At 45.9% G+C, this 20722-nt stretch carries 24 protein-coding genes; all 24 read right to left on the reverse strand.

Annotation, left to right across the window (positions count from 1 at the left end; genetic code table 11):
• Positions 1–58 precede the first annotated feature (58 nt).
• The 24 genes from trpA to plsY all read right to left on the reverse strand — a co-directional run bounded on the left by trpA (position 59) and on the right by plsY (position 20708).
• On the reverse strand, positions 59–868 hold the full coding sequence (trpA, locus tag BC8716_RS18760) for a tryptophan synthase subunit alpha (protein ID WP_094428182.1): 810 nt from the start codon (positions 866–868) through the stop codon (positions 59–61).
• Positions 861–2060: a tryptophan synthase subunit beta gene (gene trpB / locus BC8716_RS18765; protein WP_094428184.1), complete on the reverse strand. Its 1200-nt coding sequence runs from the start codon at positions 2058–2060 to the stop codon at positions 861–863. The genes trpA and trpB overlap by 8 nt, the downstream gene beginning before the upstream one ends.
• Positions 2038–2691 carry a phosphoribosylanthranilate isomerase gene (locus BC8716_RS18770; protein ID WP_094428186.1) on the reverse strand — a complete coding sequence of 218 codons (654 nt, stop codon included), beginning with the start codon at positions 2689–2691 and terminating at the stop codon, positions 2038–2040. The genes trpB and BC8716_RS18770 overlap by 23 nt, the downstream gene beginning before the upstream one ends.
• Entirely contained in the window at positions 2688–3455 is a 768-nt protein-coding gene (gene trpC, locus BC8716_RS18775) for an indole-3-glycerol phosphate synthase TrpC (protein WP_094428188.1), read from the reverse strand. The genes BC8716_RS18770 and trpC overlap by 4 nt, the downstream gene beginning before the upstream one ends.
• Positions 3448–4473, reverse strand: a complete 1026-nt coding sequence (trpD, locus tag BC8716_RS18780; protein WP_094428190.1) for an anthranilate phosphoribosyltransferase — start codon at positions 4471–4473, stop codon at positions 3448–3450. The genes trpC and trpD overlap by 8 nt, the downstream gene beginning before the upstream one ends.
• The gene (trpE, locus tag BC8716_RS18785; RefSeq protein ID WP_094428192.1) at positions 4470–5966 is read right to left on the reverse strand and encodes an anthranilate synthase component I; all 1497 of its coding nucleotides are present in this window, start codon (positions 5964–5966) and stop codon (positions 4470–4472) included. Before trpE ends, trpD begins: the two co-directional genes overlap by 4 nt.
• Positions 5967–6230: 264 nt before the next feature.
• Positions 6231–6596: a chorismate mutase gene (aroH, locus tag BC8716_RS18790; RefSeq protein WP_094428194.1), complete on the reverse strand. Its 366-nt coding sequence runs from the start codon at positions 6594–6596 to the stop codon at positions 6231–6233.
• Entirely contained in the window at positions 6593–7669 is a 1077-nt protein-coding gene (aroB, locus tag BC8716_RS18795) for a 3-dehydroquinate synthase (RefSeq protein ID WP_094428196.1), read from the reverse strand. The genes aroH and aroB overlap by 4 nt, the downstream gene beginning before the upstream one ends.
• 3 nt (positions 7670–7672) lie before the next feature.
• A complete protein-coding gene (aroC, locus tag BC8716_RS18800) occupies positions 7673–8845 on the reverse strand; it encodes a chorismate synthase (RefSeq protein ID WP_094428198.1) in 1173 nt (390 codons plus the stop codon).
• Between the two features lie 88 nt (positions 8846–8933).
• Positions 8934–9719 (reverse strand): CheR family methyltransferase, encoded by a 786-nt coding sequence (locus BC8716_RS18805; protein WP_094428200.1) that lies wholly within the window; start codon positions 9717–9719, stop codon positions 8934–8936.
• Between the two features lie 182 nt (positions 9720–9901).
• Complete coding sequence (gene ndk / locus BC8716_RS18810) at positions 9902–10345, reverse strand: nucleoside-diphosphate kinase (RefSeq protein WP_011246733.1); 444 nt, start codon at positions 10343–10345, stop codon at positions 9902–9904.
• 129 nt (positions 10346–10474) lie between these two features.
• Positions 10475–11446 (reverse strand): heptaprenyl diphosphate synthase component II, encoded by a 972-nt coding sequence (hepT, locus tag BC8716_RS18815; RefSeq protein ID WP_094428202.1) that lies wholly within the window; start codon positions 11444–11446, stop codon positions 10475–10477.
• Between the two features lie 25 nt (positions 11447–11471).
• On the reverse strand, positions 11472–12329 hold the full coding sequence (locus tag BC8716_RS18820) for a menaquinone biosynthesis protein (RefSeq protein ID WP_094428204.1): 858 nt from the start codon (positions 12327–12329) through the stop codon (positions 11472–11474).
• 11 nt (positions 12330–12340) lie between these two features.
• Positions 12341–13228 (reverse strand): UbiA-like polyprenyltransferase, encoded by an 888-nt coding sequence (locus tag BC8716_RS18825; RefSeq protein ID WP_094428206.1) that lies wholly within the window; start codon positions 13226–13228, stop codon positions 12341–12343.
• 33 nt (positions 13229–13261) lie between these two features.
• Positions 13262–13969, reverse strand: coding sequence for a demethylmenaquinone methyltransferase (gene menG / locus BC8716_RS18830; protein WP_094428208.1), 708 nt, complete (start codon positions 13967–13969; stop codon positions 13262–13264).
• Between the two features lie 4 nt (positions 13970–13973).
• Complete coding sequence (locus BC8716_RS18835; RefSeq protein WP_094428210.1) at positions 13974–14720, reverse strand: heptaprenyl diphosphate synthase component 1; 747 nt, start codon at positions 14718–14720, stop codon at positions 13974–13976.
• A 98-nt stretch (positions 14721–14818) separates the two neighbouring features.
• Positions 14819–15046 (reverse strand): trp RNA-binding attenuation protein MtrB, encoded by a 228-nt coding sequence (gene mtrB, locus BC8716_RS18840; RefSeq protein ID WP_011246727.1) that lies wholly within the window; start codon positions 15044–15046, stop codon positions 14819–14821.
• A gap of 2 nt (positions 15047–15048) precedes the next feature.
• Positions 15049–15618: a GTP cyclohydrolase I FolE gene (folE, locus tag BC8716_RS18845; RefSeq protein WP_094428213.1), complete on the reverse strand. Its 570-nt coding sequence runs from the start codon at positions 15616–15618 to the stop codon at positions 15049–15051.
• A gap of 184 nt (positions 15619–15802) precedes the next feature.
• On the reverse strand, positions 15803–17281 hold the full coding sequence (gene spoIVA, locus BC8716_RS18850) for a stage IV sporulation protein A (protein WP_062747880.1): 1479 nt from the start codon (positions 17279–17281) through the stop codon (positions 15803–15805).
• Positions 17282–17530: 249 nt separating this feature from the next.
• Positions 17531–18250 (reverse strand): YphF family lipoprotein, encoded by a 720-nt coding sequence (locus BC8716_RS18855; protein WP_245849942.1) that lies wholly within the window; start codon positions 18248–18250, stop codon positions 17531–17533.
• Between the two features lie 25 nt (positions 18251–18275).
• The gene (locus BC8716_RS18860) at positions 18276–18482 is read right to left on the reverse strand and encodes a DUF2768 domain-containing protein (RefSeq protein WP_011246723.1); all 207 of its coding nucleotides are present in this window, start codon (positions 18480–18482) and stop codon (positions 18276–18278) included.
• A gap of 208 nt (positions 18483–18690) precedes the next feature.
• Positions 18691–18924, reverse strand: a complete 234-nt coding sequence (locus BC8716_RS18865; RefSeq protein WP_375071287.1) for a stage VI sporulation protein F — start codon at positions 18922–18924, stop codon at positions 18691–18693.
• Between the two features lie 131 nt (positions 18925–19055).
• Positions 19056–20078 (reverse strand): NAD(P)H-dependent glycerol-3-phosphate dehydrogenase, encoded by a 1023-nt coding sequence (locus tag BC8716_RS18870; RefSeq protein WP_094428219.1) that lies wholly within the window; start codon positions 20076–20078, stop codon positions 19056–19058.
• 12 nt (positions 20079–20090) lie between these two features.
• Positions 20091–20708 (reverse strand): glycerol-3-phosphate 1-O-acyltransferase PlsY, encoded by a 618-nt coding sequence (plsY, locus tag BC8716_RS18875; RefSeq protein WP_094428221.1) that lies wholly within the window; start codon positions 20706–20708, stop codon positions 20091–20093.
• Positions 20709–20722 lie beyond the last annotated feature (14 nt).

A 20722-nucleotide genomic window follows, 5' to 3' on the forward strand; every position in this document is an offset into this window, starting at 1 on the left:
CCTGCTTTCCCTAGTCTTACTAGCTATCCTACGCAAAATCAAGCGTACTAGCAACTGTTTAATAGGTCGGAGCGGGATGAAGGAGAGAATTGACATATTGCTCAATTTCTTTGACTGCTTCATCTCGTGATTCCGCCTGTTTCAACGCCTCGCATCTAAGGCCAATTTGCTCAACAATCGCGCTCCCGATCACAACACCGTCAGCATGGCGCCCCATTTCCTCAACTTGTTCGTAGCTGGAAATGCCAAATCCAACTACATATGGGACAGGCGATGCTTCTTTTACCAGCTTTAAAAAAGCTTCCACTTGTGGATGAAGTGTTTTTCTCGCGCCGGTTACGCCTAGTGAGGATACACAGTAAAGGAAGCCCTGGGCGCGGCTGGCAATCGCTTTGATCCGTTGCTGAGATGTTGGCGCTACAAGTGAAATAAGGGCAAGCCCTTGTTTTTCGCACTCATTAGCCAATGTTTCGCTCTCTTCAAACGGCAAATCGGGAACGAGGAGGCCGTCAATTCCGTAGTCGCATGCCGTCTCGCAAAAACGTTCAAACCCAAATTGTAGCAAAGGGTTGGCGTAAGTAAAGACAATAACCGGAATTGTAAGCCCCTCTTTCCTCATTTCCGGGACGAGCGCCATAGCCTTAGCCAGCGTCATCCCTCCTGTTAGTGCGCGTTTGGAGGCGTTTTGAATGACCGGCCCATCTGCCAACGGGTCAGAATAAGGAATGCCAAGCTCCAGTACATCCGCCCCACTTCTCTGTAATGAGAGTGCGAGGGCGATGGTTGCTTCTGGCACCGGGTCTCCAGCGGTAATGAATGGAATAAACAAGTTACCCTTTTTTACAGCGTCAGTAAGCCGCTTATTCATCGTACCCCTCCTTATAAACCCGCTGCAATGTGTGCATATCCTTATCGCCTCTGCCTGATAAGCATACGAGCACAGATTGGTTTGGCGTCATCGTTTTCGCCATTTGAAAAGCTTTAGCCAACGCATGAGCCGATTCAATTGCAGGAATGATTCCTTCCTCTTTTGCAAGAAGCGCAAGTGCCTCGAGCGCCTCTTTATCGGTTACAGCTTCATAACGGACTCGCTTTTGGGCGGCCAAGTAGGCATGCTCAGGGCCAACGCCAGGGTAATCCAATCCTGCGGAAATCGAGTAAGGCTCCATGATTTGCCCAGCTTCATCTTGAAGCAAGTAAGTAAGCGAGCCATGGATGATTCCTTTCGAACCTTTGCTGATCGTGGCAGCATGTTCGGCTGTATCGAGCCCCCGTCCTGCCGCTTCGACGCCGACAAGCTCCACTTCATCCTCGAGAAACGGGTAAAACATACCGATTGCGTTGCTGCCACCGCCAACACAAGCAACAATTGTATCAGGCAGCCGCCCTGTCTTTTCTCCAATCTGCTGTTTTGCTTCATCGCCGATTACACGTTGGAAATTGCGGACCATTTTCGGATAAGGATGTGGGCCGACTACGGAGCCGATTAGATAAAACGTATCATCTGCGTGGGAGACCCAATAGCGAATCGCTTCATTTGTAGCGTCTTTTAGCGTTCGGCTCCCAGTCTCCGCCGGAACAACTTCGGCGCCAAGTAATTCCATGCGAAATACATTTAACTCTTGCCGCTTCATGTCTTCCACGCCCATAAACACTTTGCATTCCATGCCAAGGCGGCTAGCAACCGTTGCCGTAGCGACGCCGTGCTGGCCTGCCCCTGTTTCGGCGACAAGCTTGTTTTTGCCCATTCGTTTTGCAAGGAGCCCTTGGCCAATTGCATTATTCAATTTATGAGCCCCCGTATGAACCAAATCTTCCCGTTTTAAATAGATATTGGCTCCGCCTAATTTTGCACTAATGTTTTTTGCAAACGTCAGCGGTGTTTCCCTGCCTGCATATTCAGCCAAGTCGGCTTTTAGCTCTCCTATAAAAGCGGGATCAACCATCGCTTTTGCCAGCCCAGCTTCCAACTCTTCAATTGCCGACATTAATGTTTCGGGAACATATTTGCCGCCGAACTCGCCAAAACGGCCGCGGCTATCTGGTATTGTTTCCTGCATAATGGACCCCCGCTTCTTGTTCAAGGCGCGCTATTTTTGCGACGCTTTTTTTTCCGTTCTCTTCAATTCCGCTCGATACATCCAGTCCGTCTATTTGGTAGCGGGCAAGCTCGACGACGTTTTCAGGCGTAATTCCGCCTGCAATAAGCACTTGCGTACCTTGCCGAACTCCTTCTTCCGTATAAGAAGGGATCTGTTTCCAGTCGAATGATTCGCCTGTTCCGCCCCAGCCTTTGGCACTTTTACAATCAATTACATAGCCATCGGCAATGCCTGCAAAAGCCTGCATGATGCTGAGCGCGCTGCTTGAATGATGGATCGCTTTCCATACCTGCTTTTGTGTTCGGTCCTTGACGGCCTGCAAAAAGGCAGGCGTTTCGGTGCCATGTAACTGGATCACATCAAATAGGCCGCTGCTGGCAACTTGTGCGATTGTGTCAAGTGATTCATTCACAAAAAGCGCTACCGTTTGCTTCGTGCTCATGTCAGTTGTGGCCAACCATTGCGCTACGTCATGAAGGGCAACTTTGCGCTTGCTGTTTGCCAATACGAAACCCATATAATCACAGTGAGAAGCCGCTGCCACTTCGACATCCTCTTGCTGATGCAGTCCACAATATTTTAGTTTCATTGGTTTATCGCACTTTCAGAAAACAAGTCGATGATCGCTTGCCTTTTATCGTCTTTACGCATCAACTGTTCGCCGATCAGCACAGCGTTCGCTCCGGCTTTCTTTACACGCGCAATGTCATCAGGTGTATGAATGCCGCTCTCGGACACAAGCAACGCTTCTTTCGGCACCATTTTTGCAATCTGCTCGGTTTGGGCAACCGATGTTTGGAACGTTTTTAAATTGCGGTTATTGATACCTATCACTTCTGGTGTAAAAACAGCAAGAAGCGACTCTAGCTCTTCTTCGCTATGGACTTCAACTAAACACTCCACCCCTTTGCTATACGCTAGTTCATATAGTTCGTGGAGCTGCTTCGCTTCCATTGTACCAGCTATTAACAACATGGCATCTGCGCCAATACACGCCGTTTCCTCCACTTGAAGGGGCGACAAAATAAAATCCTTCCGCAATACCGGCAAAGACACGGTCTTTTTCACTTCAGCTACATAAGCAATGTCACCTTGAAAGTACGTACGGTCTGTCAAAACGCTAATTGCGCTTGCGCCACCCTCTTCATAAACCCGTGCAATCGCTGTTGGTGAAATCGTCTCACATAAAACCCCTTTCGAAGGGGAAGCCTGTTTTATTTCTGCAATTAGCCCTAGTGGCAAAGACGGTTTCTGTAAGGACGCTTTCAGACTTTTTTTCGGAAAATACTGCTTTTTAGGCAACTGGAGTTGGCTGATTTCCTCTCGTTTTGTCGCCAAAATTTTCTCAAGCATGCTTGATTCCCCTTCCCTGTTGTTGCAATGATTGCAAATAGCGAAACGCCTGTTTGCTCTCTATTGCTTTGCTGGCATAGTGAACGCCTTCAGCAATGTGACTGGCATTTTCACAGGCGTACAACGCTGCCCCGGCATTTAAAGCAACAATGTTTTTAGCTGCCTGTGGCCCGTCGCCTGAAAAAATCGCGTGGATTAACGCAGCACTTTCAGCAGGCGTATCTACTTGAATATCAGCAAGATTTCCAAGCGGCAAGCCTACGTCGTCAGGTGAGAACCGATACGTTTCGCACGTACCATCTTTCACTTCCACTACGTGTGTGTCGCCATGAATGGCACATTCATCAAGGCCATCAGCGCCTGTAACTAAAAGGCTGTGCTCGCTACCAAGCTGGCGCAATGCTTCTCCCATTTTCAAAGCGGCTGCTTCATCGTAAACGCCGAGAAGTTGGTAACGGGCACCGGCTGGGTTCGTAAGCGGACCTAGCAAATTAAAAATGGTACGGAAGCCAATTTCTTTCCGTGGGCCAGCGACGTGGCGCATTGACTGGTGGTACAGCGGCGCAAATAAAAAGCACAAGTTTGTTGTTTCAAGCATTTGGCAAGCTTCTTCAACGGAAGCTTGAATGTTGATGCCGAGCTCTTCCAACACATCAGCACTGCCGCTTTTGGAAGAGACAGAGCGATTGCCATGTTTGGCGACAGGGACACCGAGCGACCCCAAAACGAGCGCTGACGCAGTCGAGATGTTAAACGTTCCTAGTCCATCTCCTCCTGTGCCGCACGTATCAATCGCCCCCTCAATGACAGAAGGGAATCTGCGCGCATAAGCGCGCATCCCTTTGGCAAAGCCGAGAATTTCCTCCGCAGTCTCGCCACGAACGCGCATCATCGTGATGAGGCTCGCCACTTGGCTGGCGGTCGCACGCCCTGACATGATTTGTTCCATCACTTGCTCCGCCTCTTGGACAGACAAGGATTCGCCCATTAAACATTTGTTCAGCACTTGCTTCATCATGACAAACGCACCGCCTTTGCAAACAACGCTTCTGTCTGTTCAATCGCATGAATAAGTGCCTTTGCTTTGTTCAATGTTTCTTCGTATTCTTTTTCTGGGTCTGAATCTGCGACAATGCCTGCTCCTGCTTGGATGGTGGCGCAATTGCCTTCCAGAACAATCGTACGAATCGCAATGCAAGAATCAATATTGCCGTTAAAATCCATATAGCAAATGGCGCCTCCGTAGATGCCCCGTCTAGTCGGTTCTAGCTCATTTAAAATTTGCATAGCGCGAATTTTCGGTGCACCAGAAAGAGTCCCAGCAGGAAATGCCGCTTTTAAGGCGTCATAAGGCGTTGCTTCAGGCTTTAATTTGCCTGTTACTTTAGAGACGAGATGCATCACATGAGAAAATTTTCCTATTTCCATTAAAGAGGGGACTTCTACGCTTCCATAAACCGAAACCTTGCCAACGTCATTGCGCGCCAAGTCAACAAGCATATGGTGCTCAGCCCGTTCTTTGTCGTCAGCTAGCAACTCACGGGCTAACGCTTCGTCCTCGGCCGCCGTTTGCCCACGCTCGCGCGTGCCTGCAATTGGGTGTATTTCGACATGGTCACCGCGCACTTGGACAAGCTTTTCTGGCGAACTTCCGATGATTTCTTTTTTTCCAATTTTAATATAGTACAAATACGGCGAAGGGTTAACATAGCGCAGCACACGGTACAAATCGAGCCCGCCAACAGAAACGGTCATTTCGAGCCGTTGTGACAAAACGGCTTGGAAAATGTCACCTGCCTGGATATAAGCTTTGATCCGGTTTACATCGTTTATAAAGCCTTGTTTCGAATAGTTGGAGCGAACTTCGATCGGCAGCTGCTTTTTCGTGACCATATGTGGCAAAACAGGCGCTTTAGCACTTTCCAATTTGCCGATTAGCGTACGAATTTTCGCTTGCGCTTCGGCAAAAGCTTGTTCTGCTGGCTGCAAGCCACTTTTGACTAATTGAATCAGCGTCAATTGCTTTGTTTGCTCATGAAAGCTCAGCAACTGTTCACAAAAAATGAAATGGTAATACGGGCAGCTACGTTGATCGCTCCGCTTGATGACAGGCTCCATTTCTTCGACCGCGTCATAGCTGACATAGCCTACGGCGCCTCCTTGGAAAGGAATCTCCATTTCGCTCGGTTGCGGGTCGATATGTGAAACGGTTTTCTGATAACATGCTTCGAAATTTAACGCACTTGCAATCACCTTACCAGTCTGCAAATGAATGGTTTTATAAGACCCGTTCTCTTCTACACACTCATAAATTGGGCTCAAACCAATAAAGGAATAATTGGACCATTCCGACTGTACGTCATTGCTTTCGAGCAAATAGGTCGCTTTTTCTTGCAATGCTTGAAACATTTGAATAGGCGTCAAGCCATCGGCAAATACCGTTTCGCTATAAAAGCATGTACCGTAACGGTTGTAGGCTTGCTGAAAAGATGCAAAAGGGGTTTTCTTCATCTCACTCACTCCTTGTGATGTGAAAATGAAGAGCGGGGGTGGCGAAAAAAGGGGATTCGCCTCTGGTGAAGGTATGGAAAAAACATATAAAAGCATGTTTTAAGCAACCATGCTTACCATTCTTTACTCTTCTCTACTCTTCTCCGCTCCGCTCAACTCATTCTCAACTAGTCTCTTATCGTGCTCAAACTCAACTATTCTTGCTATTTCCTCTTGCCCAGTAGTGTAACGCAAATCCCCGTTTCCCGTCAACGCCCTAAGCGCCTATTTTTTTAATAAATCAGGACGCAACACAATCGCCCCTTCTAAAAAAACATGCCTAATCTCCTCTTGCTTTAAAGATGTATTCACTGTCATCATTACACGGATACAAAGGGGCAAGCTTCCTTTTACCGGAATTTCTTGAGCGCACATCACAGGAACGTATTGCCATCCTTGTAAATGCCGGACCGCCTTCGCCGGAAATGTAGCATCAATATCGTTTGTAGCGGTCACAATCACTTGGGCAATTTGCTCTGGCTGCAACGCATTTTGACTGACCATTTCCCGCACGAGTGCCTCTGTGGCCTGTTCAATTTCTTGTGCCTCATTTTTTGTAACTGTTGTTGCACCTCGGACGCCACGAATCATGATCTTCCTCCCAGTTCTTCTTCTAACAACTCTAAAAGCAAATGTTCATCGACTGTTTTTGTATAGGCGGCTCCAAGCTGTGCGAGCAACACCATGACAATCTTTCCTGCATTCGTTTTTTTGTCGCTTTTCATACGGGCAAGCAACCGTTGTGCTGAAAGCCCTGCTGGCAAACGAAGGTCATAACCGAGGGCAGAAAACCAATCTTCATAATCGGCAAGCCGCAAATCCTCTTCCGTAAAACGGAGGCTAAGGCGAAAAGCAAAACGCATGCCGATTGCCACCGCTTCGCCATGGGTTACCTTTCCATACCCCAGTTCTGCTTCAATCGCATGAGCGAGTGTATGACCAAAATTCAAATGGGCGCGGATGCCATGCTCTTTTTCATCTTTGCCAACAATGTTAGCTTTGATGGCAATTGCCTTGGCCACCATTTTTTGCAAATGATCTGCTTTTATACTTGTTAGTGAAGGCACTGTTTCACGCAGCCAAGCTAAAAAAGACGCGTCGGCTATAAAACCAAGTTTAACGATTTCTGCAAAACCAGAACGCCATTCGTCTTCCGGCAAAGTTGCCAACAATTCTGTGTCAAACAAGACAGCTTCAGGCTGATGAAAAACGCCAATCATATTTTTAGCGGCAGGCAAGTTGACTGCTACTTTTCCGCCAACGCTTGAATCATGGGCGAGTAAAGTAGTCGGAACTTGGATAAAGCGAACGCCACGCATATAGGTGCCCGCTACAAACCCGGCCAAGTCGCCGATAACGCCGCCTCCGAAGGCGATGATAACCGACTGGCGGTCAAGCTGTTTTTCCAAACAAAAAACAACAAGCTGCTCATACACTTGAAAAGACTTTGATTGTTCCCCCGCTTTCACGACAAACGTATGAGGAGCTTTTGTAAAAGAAGAAACCAACACATCGAGATAACGGTTTGCGACATTTTCATCTGAAACGATCAAATAGGAAGAAGCCGGGGCAAGCGCTTCAATCGTTTTGCCTGCCTCCCGCAAAATCCCTGGCCCCACTTCAGCCTTGTATTGTTTTGAAGAGGTGTGAATGTCCACAAACATCGTTTAAAACTCCTTTGAAGCGGCATGATGACGTTCTACAGCAGCCTGGATCAGAGGAAGCTGGTCAGAACCAAATGTATCGAGCAAGGCATTGGCAACTTCCCACGCTACCACATTTTCACAGACAACCGATGCAGCGGGGACGGCACAGCTATCGGAACGTTCAACACCTGCGGCAAATGGTTCTTTCGAATCAATATCTACGCTTTGCAGCGGCTTATACAACGTTGGGATCGGCTTCATCACACCTTTTACGACAATGGGCATGCCGTTGGTCATCCCGCCTTCAAAACCGCCAAGGCGATTCGTCTTCCGCTTGTAGCCTTCCTCTTCGCTCCAAGTTATCTCATCATGAACTTGGCTGCCTGGAAGCCGTGCTGCCTCAAAGCCAATGCCAATCTCTACGCCTTTAAACGCGTTAATGCTCATGACCGCGCCAGCGATTTTGCCATCCAATTTGCGGTCATAATGGACGTGGCTGCCGAGGCCAATAGGCACGCCAGCAACAACAACTTCAACAATGCCACCAATCGAATCGCCATCTTGTTTTGCCTTGTCAATGGCTGCCATCATCTTTTTGCTTGCATCCTCGTCTAAACAGCGTACAGGCGACTCTTCTGAGCGCTTTTGCAATTCTTGAATCGTCGCATAGTTTGTTTTCTCAGCCCGAATGCCGCCAATTTCGCGGACATGTCCGGCAACTTCAATGCCACAAGCTTTCAGGATGACTTTTGCCAATGCCCCGCAGGCAACGCGGACAGTCGTTTCCCGTGCAGATGAACGCTCTAGGACATTGCGCATATCGCGGTGCCCGTACTTGATTGCACCATTTAAATCAGCGTGACCTGGACGGGGACGTGTTAACTTCCGCCTCATTTTTTCCGCTTCTTCCTCACTTATCGGTTCAGCGCCCATTATTTTTGTCCAATTTTTCCAGTCTTTATTTTCGACAACAAATGTGATAGGGGCACCAGTCGTCATGCCATGACGCACGCCGCTTACTATTTGAACGCGGTCTTTTTCAATTTGCATACGGCGACCACGGCCGTAACCGCCTTGGCGCCTTGCCAATTCGCGGTCAATATCTTCTGCCAAAAGCGGCAATTGCGCTGGCACGCCTTCAATAATCGCAGTCAGTTGTGGCCCATGTGATTCTCCTGCTGTTAAAAATCTCAATGTTAACACCCTTTCCTATCTTGCCGGCAATACTTTATCGCTTTTATGCGTTAAATTATAGCATGTATTGGAGCAATTGTCTGTACATTCATGTTACTTTTTCATAAAAAAACGGCTTTATTGCTTGTAGACCATATTGTTGAGGATCAAAAATTTGTTCCGTACTGCCGACAAACAGAACACCGCCACGAACCAAAGACTCACTAAATTTTTTGAAAATCGTTCGCTTTGCCTCCTCTGTAAAGTAAATAAGCACATTGCGGCAAATAATCAAATCGCAGCGTGTTGGGTACTCGTCAGCAAGTAAGTTAAGGCGCTTAAAATTCACAAGCTTTTTCACATCTTCTGTGATTGCAAAATCGTCCCCTTGCTTACGAAAATAGGCATGTTGGAACTGGCTATTCATTTCTTTGAATGCATCCTGGCGGAAAAGGCCCAAGCGTGCCTTTTCGAGTATGGCAGAGTCGATATCGGTCGCAAGAATCGTTTTATTTTGTAAAGGAATGTTTGCTTCTTTGATTAACATCGCCAATGAATACGGTTCTTCGCCAGTCGAACAGGCGGTGCTCCAGATGTTCAAGCCGCTTTTTTTCGTTGCTAGTCGCGGCAAAATCTCTGTACGTAATGTCTCCCAACGGGTGCGATTGCGGAAAAACGAAGAGACATTGATCGTGACACGATCCACGCATTCTGTAAGCAGTAAAGGATCATTTGCCATCGCGTTCGCATAGCTAGAAAAGCTTGAAAATTGCCGTTTATCGCGTAGTGCCGTGAGCCTCCGTTTCATTTGCGTCTCTTTATATGCTTGCAAATGAATGCCACTCAGTTTGTAAAAAGTAGTAACGAATTGTTCATAATCTTCATCCATTCTCATCGTGTTGCCGTTTTTCTGGCACCGTCTGCCAAATAACGTTCTTCCTTTCCATATTAATGCTAAACTCTTAAAATGAGTGTACCATGTTTAACGGTAGCTCGACACAGTCAAGCAGGCTTCTTTTTAAAACGGTCTCATTTTACATAACAAAGCCAGTTGAGCAGAACTCAACTGGCTTTGTTTTAAACCCATTTATTGCTGTCTTTTTGATAATCGTTTAGTTCTTCTTCTTTAAAGAAAATAGCGATTTCACGCTCGGCAGATTCTGGGGAATCAGATCCGTGTACGACATTCATGCCAACGTTTACTGCTAAGTCGCCGCGTATCGTTCCTGGAGCAGCCTCGCTAGGATTGGTGGCGCCAATGAGTTGTCTAGCTGCTTTAATAACCCCTTCTCCTTCCCAAACCATCGCAAACACAGGTCCGGAAGTAATAAAGCTAACAAGCTCGCCAAAAAACGGGCGTTCCCGATGTTCGCTATAATGCGTTTCCGCCGTTTCTTTGCTTAACGTGACCAGCTTAGCTGCAGCAAGCGTGTACCCTTTTTGTTCAAACCGCGATACAATGTTTCCAATCAAATTACGTTGTACGCCATCAGGCTTAACCATTACGTATGTACGTTCCATTGTCTAACCTCGCTTTATGAATGTTTACACCGAACGTTTCAAGTATAGCAAATTAGGAAAACGCTAACAATAAGATTTCTTAGAATAGATGGGCTTTTTTACGAACAAAAAAGCCAGCTCGTCGCTGGCTTAGTATTTTCTCCGTCCTATGTAACTGGCTACTTCAATTAAATGCCTTTTGGCATCAATGTCTGGAAATTCCATTAAAAGCGTGTTCGCCTTGTGCAAATAGCGGTCACTCATTGCCTGTGCATATTCAATCCCGCCTGATGTGCGGACTTCATTTAATAGCGGCTCCATGTCCATTTCTAAAGACGACTCTTTCGTTAACGACTTCTCTAGCCGTTGTTTAAATCCAGGCGTGTGCTCAATTGCATACAGCGCAGGCAACGTGACATTGCCTTGGCGCAAATCGCCCCCAGCCGGCTTGCCTAGCTGTTCATTGGTGCCTACAAAATCGAGTATGTCGTCCATAATTTGATAAGACATCCCAAGAAAATAAGCAAAGTAGTAAAGATTTTTTTGGAGTTCAGCCGTCGCACCAGAAACAATGGCACCCAACTGGCAGCTAACGGCAATCAACAATGCCGTTTTGCGCTTAATCCTCCTCAAGTAAATGCGTAAACCTTGATCCCAATTATACTGGTCTCGGATTTGTTCGATTTCGCCTCGGCATATTTGGTTCATGACGTCGGAAATAATCGTATGGACTTGTTTATCGCTAAAGGCTTTTGTCGTTTCAATCGCGTGCCCGAAAATGTAGTCGCCTGTATACATCGCTACACGGTTATCCCAACGAGACATCACTGTTTCCCGTCCACGCCTTAGCGGTGCATTATCAATGACATCATCATGGACAAGGGAACCCATATGAATGAGTTCAAGCGTAACGGCAATGTGCTTTAACCTGTCTAATTGATAATCGCCAAACTTCCCCGCCAAAAGCACAAGCACAGGACGGATTCGTTTCCCGCCGGCTTTTAACAACCCCGTTGATGCTTCTTTTAAAACAGGGTGTTTAGCCGAAAGGGTTCGCTCCAATTCTGCTTCAATAAATTCTATATCTCCTTGAAATGCTTTATAAATATCTGCTAACTTCATCAACGCCACCCTCGTGCAGAAACTGTTACTGCTTATATTTTATAACAGACGTGGTCGGCCTCCACTTTCTCAATGTAGGCACTTCCCGTTCAAGAAAGCCTTCTTCATAACAAAGCTGAAAATAATACAGCAAACCTTGCTCCGTTTTGCTTGTTGGCTGATGAAGCAGTGCCTCAAAATACATGTCCCAAAAAGAAAGGCTTGCCATTCCTTTACGCTCTAAATAACGGTTTATCTGCCTATACCCATCCGCTGCTGTTCGCAAATAACTTTTTCGTAAGGACTGGTGCAGCACGTTAATTTCTTCCGCTTTGCTTTCGAGCGCATCTCTCCTAACTGCAAATAATGCGTACGTCATCGGTAAGCCCGTCCATTCATACCACAACTGGCCAAGGTCATACACATAAGGGACATCAGCGTGGCGCTCTCGAATCGCGTCATCGCCTATTAAAAGGGCTGCTGTATGGGATGTAAGCATGTTTGCCAAATCAGGTTTTTCTTGTTTATAGCAAGGTGTTACCTGATAAAAACGCTTTAATACGAGTTTCAGCAAATGAACCGTTGTCTCTGAGCTTGTTGTCAAAGCCACCGACTCGCCCTCAAGCTTATTAATCGGCACTTTTGAAAACAAGAGCAGAGAGTGAACCATGCCAGCCGAAGCAACACAAAGATCCGGTAACACCACATAGTCTTTTTCATTTTTGCCGTAGGAAAAAGACGATATGGCGGCAGCTTGAAGTTCACCAGAGGCTAGCATATGGTTGATGTGCGCCGGTACATTTTGCGTTATGCATATGCCATGTTGTTCTAATGAGCTGCGGTCTAGCTCGAAGAAAAACGGCAATGTGTTGGTATATGCAATTTCTCCAACATGTAAGCTCATAGGAACCTCCTTTAATAAAACCGGATAACAAGCATATCAGCGAAAGCAAACAAAAACATGACGACACTAAGCGTCCCATTCATCGGAAAAAACGCCAATTGCACTTTTGATAAATCTTTCTCAGAAACAATTAAATGCTGGTAAATCATAATCATTCCTGAAAGGGCGACGCCCACTAAGTAAATCCATGTCAAAGGCGTTAAAAAGTAGAGACCGACAAAAAACGCAAAACTGACGACATGAAAACAACGGGCGATCCATAACGCTTTTTTGATGCCGAAACGGCTTGGAATCGAATGGAGCCCGTGTGTTTGATCGTATTCAGCATCCTGTGTTGCATACACGGTGTCAAAACCAGCAAGCCAAAACATAACAGCCAAAAACAAACAAAAGCTAGCCAATGGCAGTTGGCCTGTTACAGCAACCCATCCGCCTAGAGGCGCAATCCCGATCGTTATCCCTAAAATCAAGTGGCATGCCCACGTAAAACGTTTGGTATAGGAATAAAACACAAGAAAGAATACGGCAATTGGCAGCAAATAGACGGATAGAATATTTAACTGCGAAGCAGCCAAAAACAAAAGTGCAAAAGAAGCGACAATAAAAATCCAGACATCCGCTTTCGATAACAGCCCTGCTGGTATCTCCCTGTTTGCCGTTCTAGGGTTTTCACGATCAAATTTGGCGTCTATTACACGGTTGAGCGACATCGCGGCACTCCTTGCTCCGACCATCGCCAATGTCACCCAAAGCCACTGAAGCAATGAAGGAAACTGTCCGTAAGCAATTAAACTGCCAAGCAACATTGCTAGGAATGCAAACGGCAATGCAAAAATCGTATGTTCAAACTTAATCATTCGCAAAAAGGTTTTCGTTTTATTTAAAGCTGCAGTAGCCATTACTGCCTTACTCCTCTCCAATATCACACAGTTCTATATCGGCTTTATCCCCATATGCATAGCGCAAACACCGCCTGTGTAGCTCTTTACTACAACATCCCTCATTCCAGCTTCAACGAACATGTCTCGAAGTTTGTCTTTTCCTGGAAACGTTAATGTTGATTCTTGTAGCCACGAGTATTCCTCGTATTTTTTAGCAAACACTTTTCCTGCAAGGGGCATAATCCGCTTAAAATAAAAAAAGTATAGTTGTTTAAAGACTGGTATGGTTGGCTGCGACGTTTCGAGACAAACAATTTTACCTCCAGGCTTCGCTACTCGGCACATCTCCTGTAACACTTGCATGTAATCAGGCACATTCCGCAAACCAAAACCGATCGTCACATAATCAAACGTGTTGTCGTCATACGGAAGCGCCATCGCGTTTCCATGGACGAGCGAGATATTAGTGCGCTTAGCGTCTGCCACTTTTTCACGTCCGACTGCGAGCATATTTTCGCTAAAATCAAGGCCAATCACGGACCCATGCTCGCCTACAGCTTCCGACAGCGCCAACGTCCAATCACCTGTGCCGCAACATACATCGAGAGCACTCGTTCCTGCTTGGACATCCATTTGCTTCATTGTATCTTTACGCCAGCTTTTGTGTTGCTGCAAACTGATAACAGAGTTCATCACGTCGTATTTTTTATAAATCGACTGAAATACGTCATGAACGCGTTGTTCTTTCGATTGGGCCATCTCGCTACCTCCTTGCTTTTTCAAGGAATGTTTTTATAAACGCGCTTGCTTTATTATTCTGCTTGTCCACTGCTTTTTGTAGCTGTTCTAATTGCCTCTGCTGTTCAGCTTTAAAAAGGGAACCTTGTCTGTCCTCAGCCATCCAAGCTTCAATGAGCGGCGATAAGCAACCCGCCTCGGCATTTTCTTTTTCCTTTTCTAAGCGTTTATACAGAAAAAACGGCCTAAGCAACGGCTCGTATCCTTCCTGACCAATTTCGTTGGCTATCGCCACTGCCAGTAGCGCTTCAATCTCTTCCGTTTGAACGAGGCGAGTTTCAAACGAATTGTCTTTGTCTAGGTGGCTTGCGATTTTCTTTTCATATATTTCTTGAAGGGTGCTGCCAAACAGTTCAATCATATCAACCGCGTGGACTCGAGCCAAAGCTTGATAATAGAGAGCGCTATAAAAATCGCCAGCCAAGACATTTAGTTGGCGCTTCTTTTTGGCAAACTCTTCATTTGTGTTATGTAAGGACACAAGATCGTGGACCAGTAGTCCGGCGTGGGCAAAGCCCCACGCAAGCGTGATCGCCCCGGCACGATCTGGCGGTTCCGATTCAGTCAAAATCGTATAAACCAGCCAAAGTTCATCGGCGTCGGGGCGGGTGTTGTCAATGTATCCTTGCAAATAATCGTATTGCAATATCCGTTCAAAGCGCTGTTTTATTTCAAGCGCCGATCGCATCACCGGCAACGTTGTATTGCTCATTGTTCATGTCCCCTCTATCGCGTGCAACCCGCTAATGTTCTTTATATAGTATAGCATACGCCCTTATCCAATGAACACAAAGAAAAAAGCGCTCGCATTTAAGCGCCTGATTCCTCCGTATCCAATGTGCCGTGGCTTGTTTGGATAATTGCTTTGCCGCGGACTTTGACAGCTGACGTATGTTCCGTAAATTGGCCAATCATGACTTCACCTTTGTCGAGTTTTTCCGAATGGTGGAAGCGTGTATCCGAACCGCGGGTAAGACCAATGACCTGAACACCATTTTCTTTTGCTTTTATAACAAAAAAATCATTCTCATGCCCCATTGTTATGCCTCCTTCGTTTGGATTAGTTGCAATACTTCCGCACGGGCTTCTCCATCATTGGCGAATGAGCCGCGCACCGCTGTCGTCACCGTTTTCGAACCTGGCTTTTTAATGCCTCTCATGGCCATGCACATATGTTCTGCTGACAAAACGACCATTGCCCCTTTTGCGTCTAAAGTAGACATTAGCACATCCGCTAATGTTTTTGTCATTCTTTCTTGTACTTGCGGCCTTCTTGCTATGCCATCGACAGTGCGCGCCAGTTTCGACAACCCTGTCACGATCCCATTTTGGGGAATGTAAGCAATATGAGCTTTTCCAAAAAACGGTACAAGGTGATGTTCGCACATCGAAAAAAACGGTATGTCTTTGACAAGGACAAGTTCTTCATGCTCTTCGCCAAACACCGTTTTTAAATGCTCGCTAGGATCTTCGTGAAGACCGCTGAACATTTCTTCATACATTTGCGCTACCCTTCGGGGGGTATCAGCAAGCCCCTCCCGTTCAGGATCTTCTCCAATTGCTTCTAATATCATGCGCACTGCTTGCTGCAATTTATCGTGGTCAACCATTCTTGTCCCTCCACCGAACTCTTTATAAAGGATAAATCTCTTCTAAAGAGTAGCAAAAGAACAGTGGAAAAGCAAAAAGAACTCATCGCAATTGGCAATGAGTTAGTCGAAACCACTATCCGTTTAACGATCAAACAGCGTTGATGCTAATAAAGCAAATGCCTAAAGAGCCGCCTGTGCCCCGTTACAAAATAATGGCGATCAATCCACCAGAGCCTTCGTTAATAATACGCTCTAATGTTTCTTGCAGTTTGTAGCGGGCATTCTCAGGCATTAACGACAATTTAGCGGAAATCCCTTCACGGACGATCGAATTTAAGGACCGACCGAAAATATCGGAGTTCCAAATCGAAAGCGGATTTTCTTCAAAATCTTGCATTAAATAGCGAACAAGTTCTTCGCTTTGTTTTTCGGTGCCAATGATTGGCGCAAATTCCGACTCGACATCGACTTTAATCATATGGATGGATGGCGCCACTGCTTTTAAACGGACACCGAATCTTGAGCCATGGCGAATAATTTCTGGTTCATCCAAACTCATGTCATTCAAAGACGGAGCGGCAATGCCATACCCTGTTTGTTTCACCATGCGAAGAGCGTCTGCAACCTGGTCATACTCGGACTTGGCATGGGCAAAGTCTTGCATCAAAGACAGCAAATGGTCCTTTCCTCGTATCTCAACACCAACCACTTCTTTCAACACTTGGTCGTACAAGGCATCAGGTGCATATAAATCAATTTCGGCAATTCCTTGGCCCATTTCAATTCCGGCCAATTTCGCTTTTTCAATAAACTCTAATTCTGTAAATTGGCTGACAACCCGATCGACGTCACGAAGACGTTTAATATCTTTGACTGTTTCTCGTACAGAGTCTTCATAGCTTTGCCGCAGCCAATGCTCATTATTTAGAACCATGACCCAGCTTGGCAAGTTGACATTGACTTCATGAACGGGAAATTCAAACAGAACTTCACGAAGCACACTATTTATATCATGGTCGGTCATGCTCTCAATGCTCATCGCCAGCACCGGAATATCGTATTCTTCAGCAAGTGATGTACGCAGCTCCTCCGTCTCTGGATGGCTTGGGCGTACACTGTTCACAATCATGATAAATGGCTTCCCGACTTCCTTAAGTTCCTCAACAACTCGCCCTTCTGATTCGAGATAGTCTTGTCGTGGAATATCGCCTATCGTTCCATCGGTTGTGATTACAACACCCAAAGTCGAATGCTCTTGAATGACTTTGCGCGTCCCTATTTCTGCCGCTTCCTGAAACGGAATCGGTTCTTCATACCACGGTGTGTGGATCATCCGTGGTCCATTTTCATCTTCGTAGCCTTTTGCGCCTGGAACGGCATAACCGACGCAATCAACGAGGCGAATGTTGACGTCAAGCCCTTCATCCACATGAATCGAAACAGCTTGATTCGGAACAAATTTCGGCTCTGTTGTCATAATCGTTTTTCCTGCTGCCGATTGCGGAAGCTCATCTTGGGCACGCGCTTTGTCAGCCTCATTTTCAATATTCGGCAGCACGACTAGCTCCATGAATTTCTTAATAAATGTCGATTTTCCAGTGCGAACCGCCCCTACAACACCGAGATAAATGTCGCCTCCGGTCCGCTCTGCGATATCTTTAAAGATATCTACTTTTTCCAACAAAAGAATCCCCTCCCGGTCAAGTAAAGTTTGATGCAGCCGAGTCTTTCATATCTACCCACTATCATTTCTATGACATTGTCCACTTATTATGACTGACTAGGAAAATTAAATTGTGCCTGCATCCAATGCTTGAGAAGGGGAGCCTTCCGCAACATGCCCCTTCCAATGTAACTATATGGATGGAAGGGGCAGATTAGACCTGTTTTATCAATTCGAATGGTAAGGAAGGACTTTGTAATCGAGGAGTTAATCGTAGAAACGTGTATCGTATTGAATATTGCCTTCCTCATCAAGGGAGTACGGCACTGAGTACAATGGCAAAAAAGGAGAGTCTTCATATAAATAACGGCGGAGGTCGACACCTTCCTCAAACTCTTTTTCCTGCTCTGCCATCTTTAAATCGAGTAAATAATCGATTACCACTTCGCCATCGTTTGTAAATAACAACGGTAGCGATGTTTGGTTATAAGGACTTGCTACATACGGCTCTTCTGAATAACCGAGTGCTTGAAAGTCAAGCGTAAACAAATTGTAGTCTAGCGCCTCTCCGATTGGCGCATATGTATGTTCTCGCATATAATCGTAAATCCGTTGCTGAAGGTCGCGAACGACATTCATCGCCGTAACATCCAAGACTTTTACTTCTGGGTCCTCTTCTACATTTATGAGCGTATATTGATGTGTACCGCCATTTTCAAAGGCTGTCCCCGGCGGTTGTTGCATATAACGGGGAACCAACTGCCTAAAATCAACCGTATAGCGCTGGTACTCATGGGTATTCTCATCAAAATTGGTAATTGGAAGGACTCCGGTATCCTCATGAAATTGGTCAACAGCCGTTTGCACAGCCGCTAGTTGGTCTGGGTAAGCAATTTGATTTTCTGCTCTCTGTTCCTGTGGCAAAAAACAAGCGCTAAGGAAAAGAACGACACAAACTGCCATACAGGAAGCAAGAAGCTGCTTCATTGATTCATTCCTCCTTGCAAAATGGCTACCTTCCCGTTGATGTCGGACCGCCAAGGACGATATAGGCGACAATGATCCCTGAAACAAGCAGACAACAAAAAGAAAACGTTAACACAACTTTTGAAAAGAAGCCGCTTAGTTTTGTTCGCGCTAAAAGCGCGGTACCTGCAGAAATGAACATGAGCAGCAGACCGCCAAAAGATATGTACATATTTAACATCGCTTGCGACAATGCGAGACACCCCTCTTTTCAAATTGGTACATAGGCAAGTATACCATAAGGAAAGACAAGCAGATAGATATAAAAAAAGCTAGACAGGAGTGGGGCTCTCCTCTCTAGCTTGACTAAATCCTAATTCTTAGCCCTCTTTTAATAGTAGGTGTTCTATTAAAGTATATGCAGGCTCCAGGTTTTGGTCTAGATGTTTGACTAATTTGTCTTATTTTTTGTTGTTAAACATTTTAGCCAATGAAGCCATATCAGCTGGCATTTTGTTGTTTAAAATCGCTTCAACGATTTGGTCCTCTTGTTGTTTAGAGACTGGCCTGTTTGCAAGGGCAGCCACTTTTCCAATCAATTGGCGCAACGTTGCCTCATCTTTCAAATTAGCTTGACTAACAGAGTTTGCCAGCTTTAATAGCTCATCAGGGCGCACTTTTGTTGTTTTATGCACTTGATCAAAAAATGAGTCATTTTTCTTAAACACCTAAATCCCTCCTCATGCTTACGGTTCTCCTTATCGTATGCATGAGAAAAAAAGAGTGTGCGCAATCTAGACGCAATCAAACGGACTATATATGACGTTTACGAACGGTAAAGCGACTCCACTTCATGACGTTTTACACGCCCCATTAGTTCTTCAGCTGCTTGGTAAGGGTCAATTCCGTTAAACAGAACACTATAGAGCGCTTTGGTGACTGGCATATCAATCTCCAGCTTTTCGGATAGTTCATAGGCTGCCTGGGTTGTTCGAATTCCTTCAACTACCATTCCCATTTTTTCAAGCACTTCATCCATGGATAAGCCTTCGCCAATCATTCGTCCAGCACGCCAGTTACGTGAATGCACACTTGTGCAAGTAACGATTAAATCGCCGAGCCCTGATAAACCTGAGAACGTTAATGGTTTGGCCCCCATTGTCGTGCCCAGGCGAGAAATTTCCGCTAACCCTCTCGTCATGATCGCTGCTTTTGTATTGTCCCCGTAACCAAGGCCATTCGTCACACCACAGGCTAGTGCAATAATGTTTTTTAGTGCTCCTCCGATTTCAACACCGATCAAGTCAGGGTTGGTATAGACACGAAACTGTTGGTTCATAAACAAATTTTGCGTATATTTGGCTGCCTCATCATTCGCTGAAGCAACTGTAACGGTTGTCGGTTGGCGCAATGCGACTTCTTCGGCATGACTTGGCCCAGATAAAACCGTAATAGAAGAGATGCGATTTGTGCTTGCATCTTCTTCAGCGATCATTTCGGATATCCGCTTATGAGTCGCAGGTTCAATCCCTTTGCTTGCATGAATAACCGGTACTGCCTTTTGCAAGTAGGGCACGATTTTACGGACAGTTTCACGCATCGCTTTAGTCGGAACGACTAGTACGATAGCCTCAACACCATCAAGAGCTTCCTCCATCCCAGTATAGCCGCGAATGGTTGTTGGCAATTCAATGTTCGGCAAATATGATTCATTCGTATGACGTTCGTTCAGTTCATTCATTTGTTCTTGTCGGCGCCCGACGAGACGAACATCATGGCCATTATCCGCAAGAACCATCGCTAAAGCGCTTCCCCAGCTTCCCGCTCCAATAACCGCAATTTTTTGCATCATGAACTCCTCCTACGCATGTTTTTTCCCTAATTTGTTTTCCGTGCCTGCAATAAGGCGCCCCATGTTCGTGCGGTGCCGCCATAAAGATAAGATCGCCAATAATACAGCCAAATAAATATACTCTAATGGGTAATGAAAAAACGGCAGCATGATCAGCGCAGCAATTGGCGTTAACACTGCAAATAAAAGCGAACCAAGGGATACATATTTTGTGAAAACAATGCTTAAAATCGCTACAATTCCGGCACAAAGGGCAGGAAGAAATAAAAGCGTGGCCACAACGCCAATCGAAGTAGCAACTCCTTTTCCGCCGCGAAACCCAAAATAAATAGGCCAATTATGCCCGAGAATCGCCGCTAAGCCAGCCAAAGCCGGTACAAGAGGGTAGTCCCCATTCGTGAGGGCAATGGCAAGAAGCGCAGGGGCAACCCCTTTTGCAACATCAAGCAAAAGGACACAAATGGCCGGCCCGATTCCAAGGACACGCAATGTATTTGTCGCTCCAGCATTGCCGCTTCCTTCACTGCGTATATCGATTTTCTTGATTTTCTTCGCAATGATATAGCTAAAGCTGACAGACCCAAGCAAATAACCGAACAACACCGTCACAATTAATGAAACGATCATTCAGTTTCCCCCTT

Origin of the sequence: Shouchella clausii (assembly GCF_002250115.1) — a bacterium.
Lineage (GTDB): Bacteria > Bacillota > Bacilli > Bacillales > Bacillaceae_D > Shouchella > Shouchella clausii.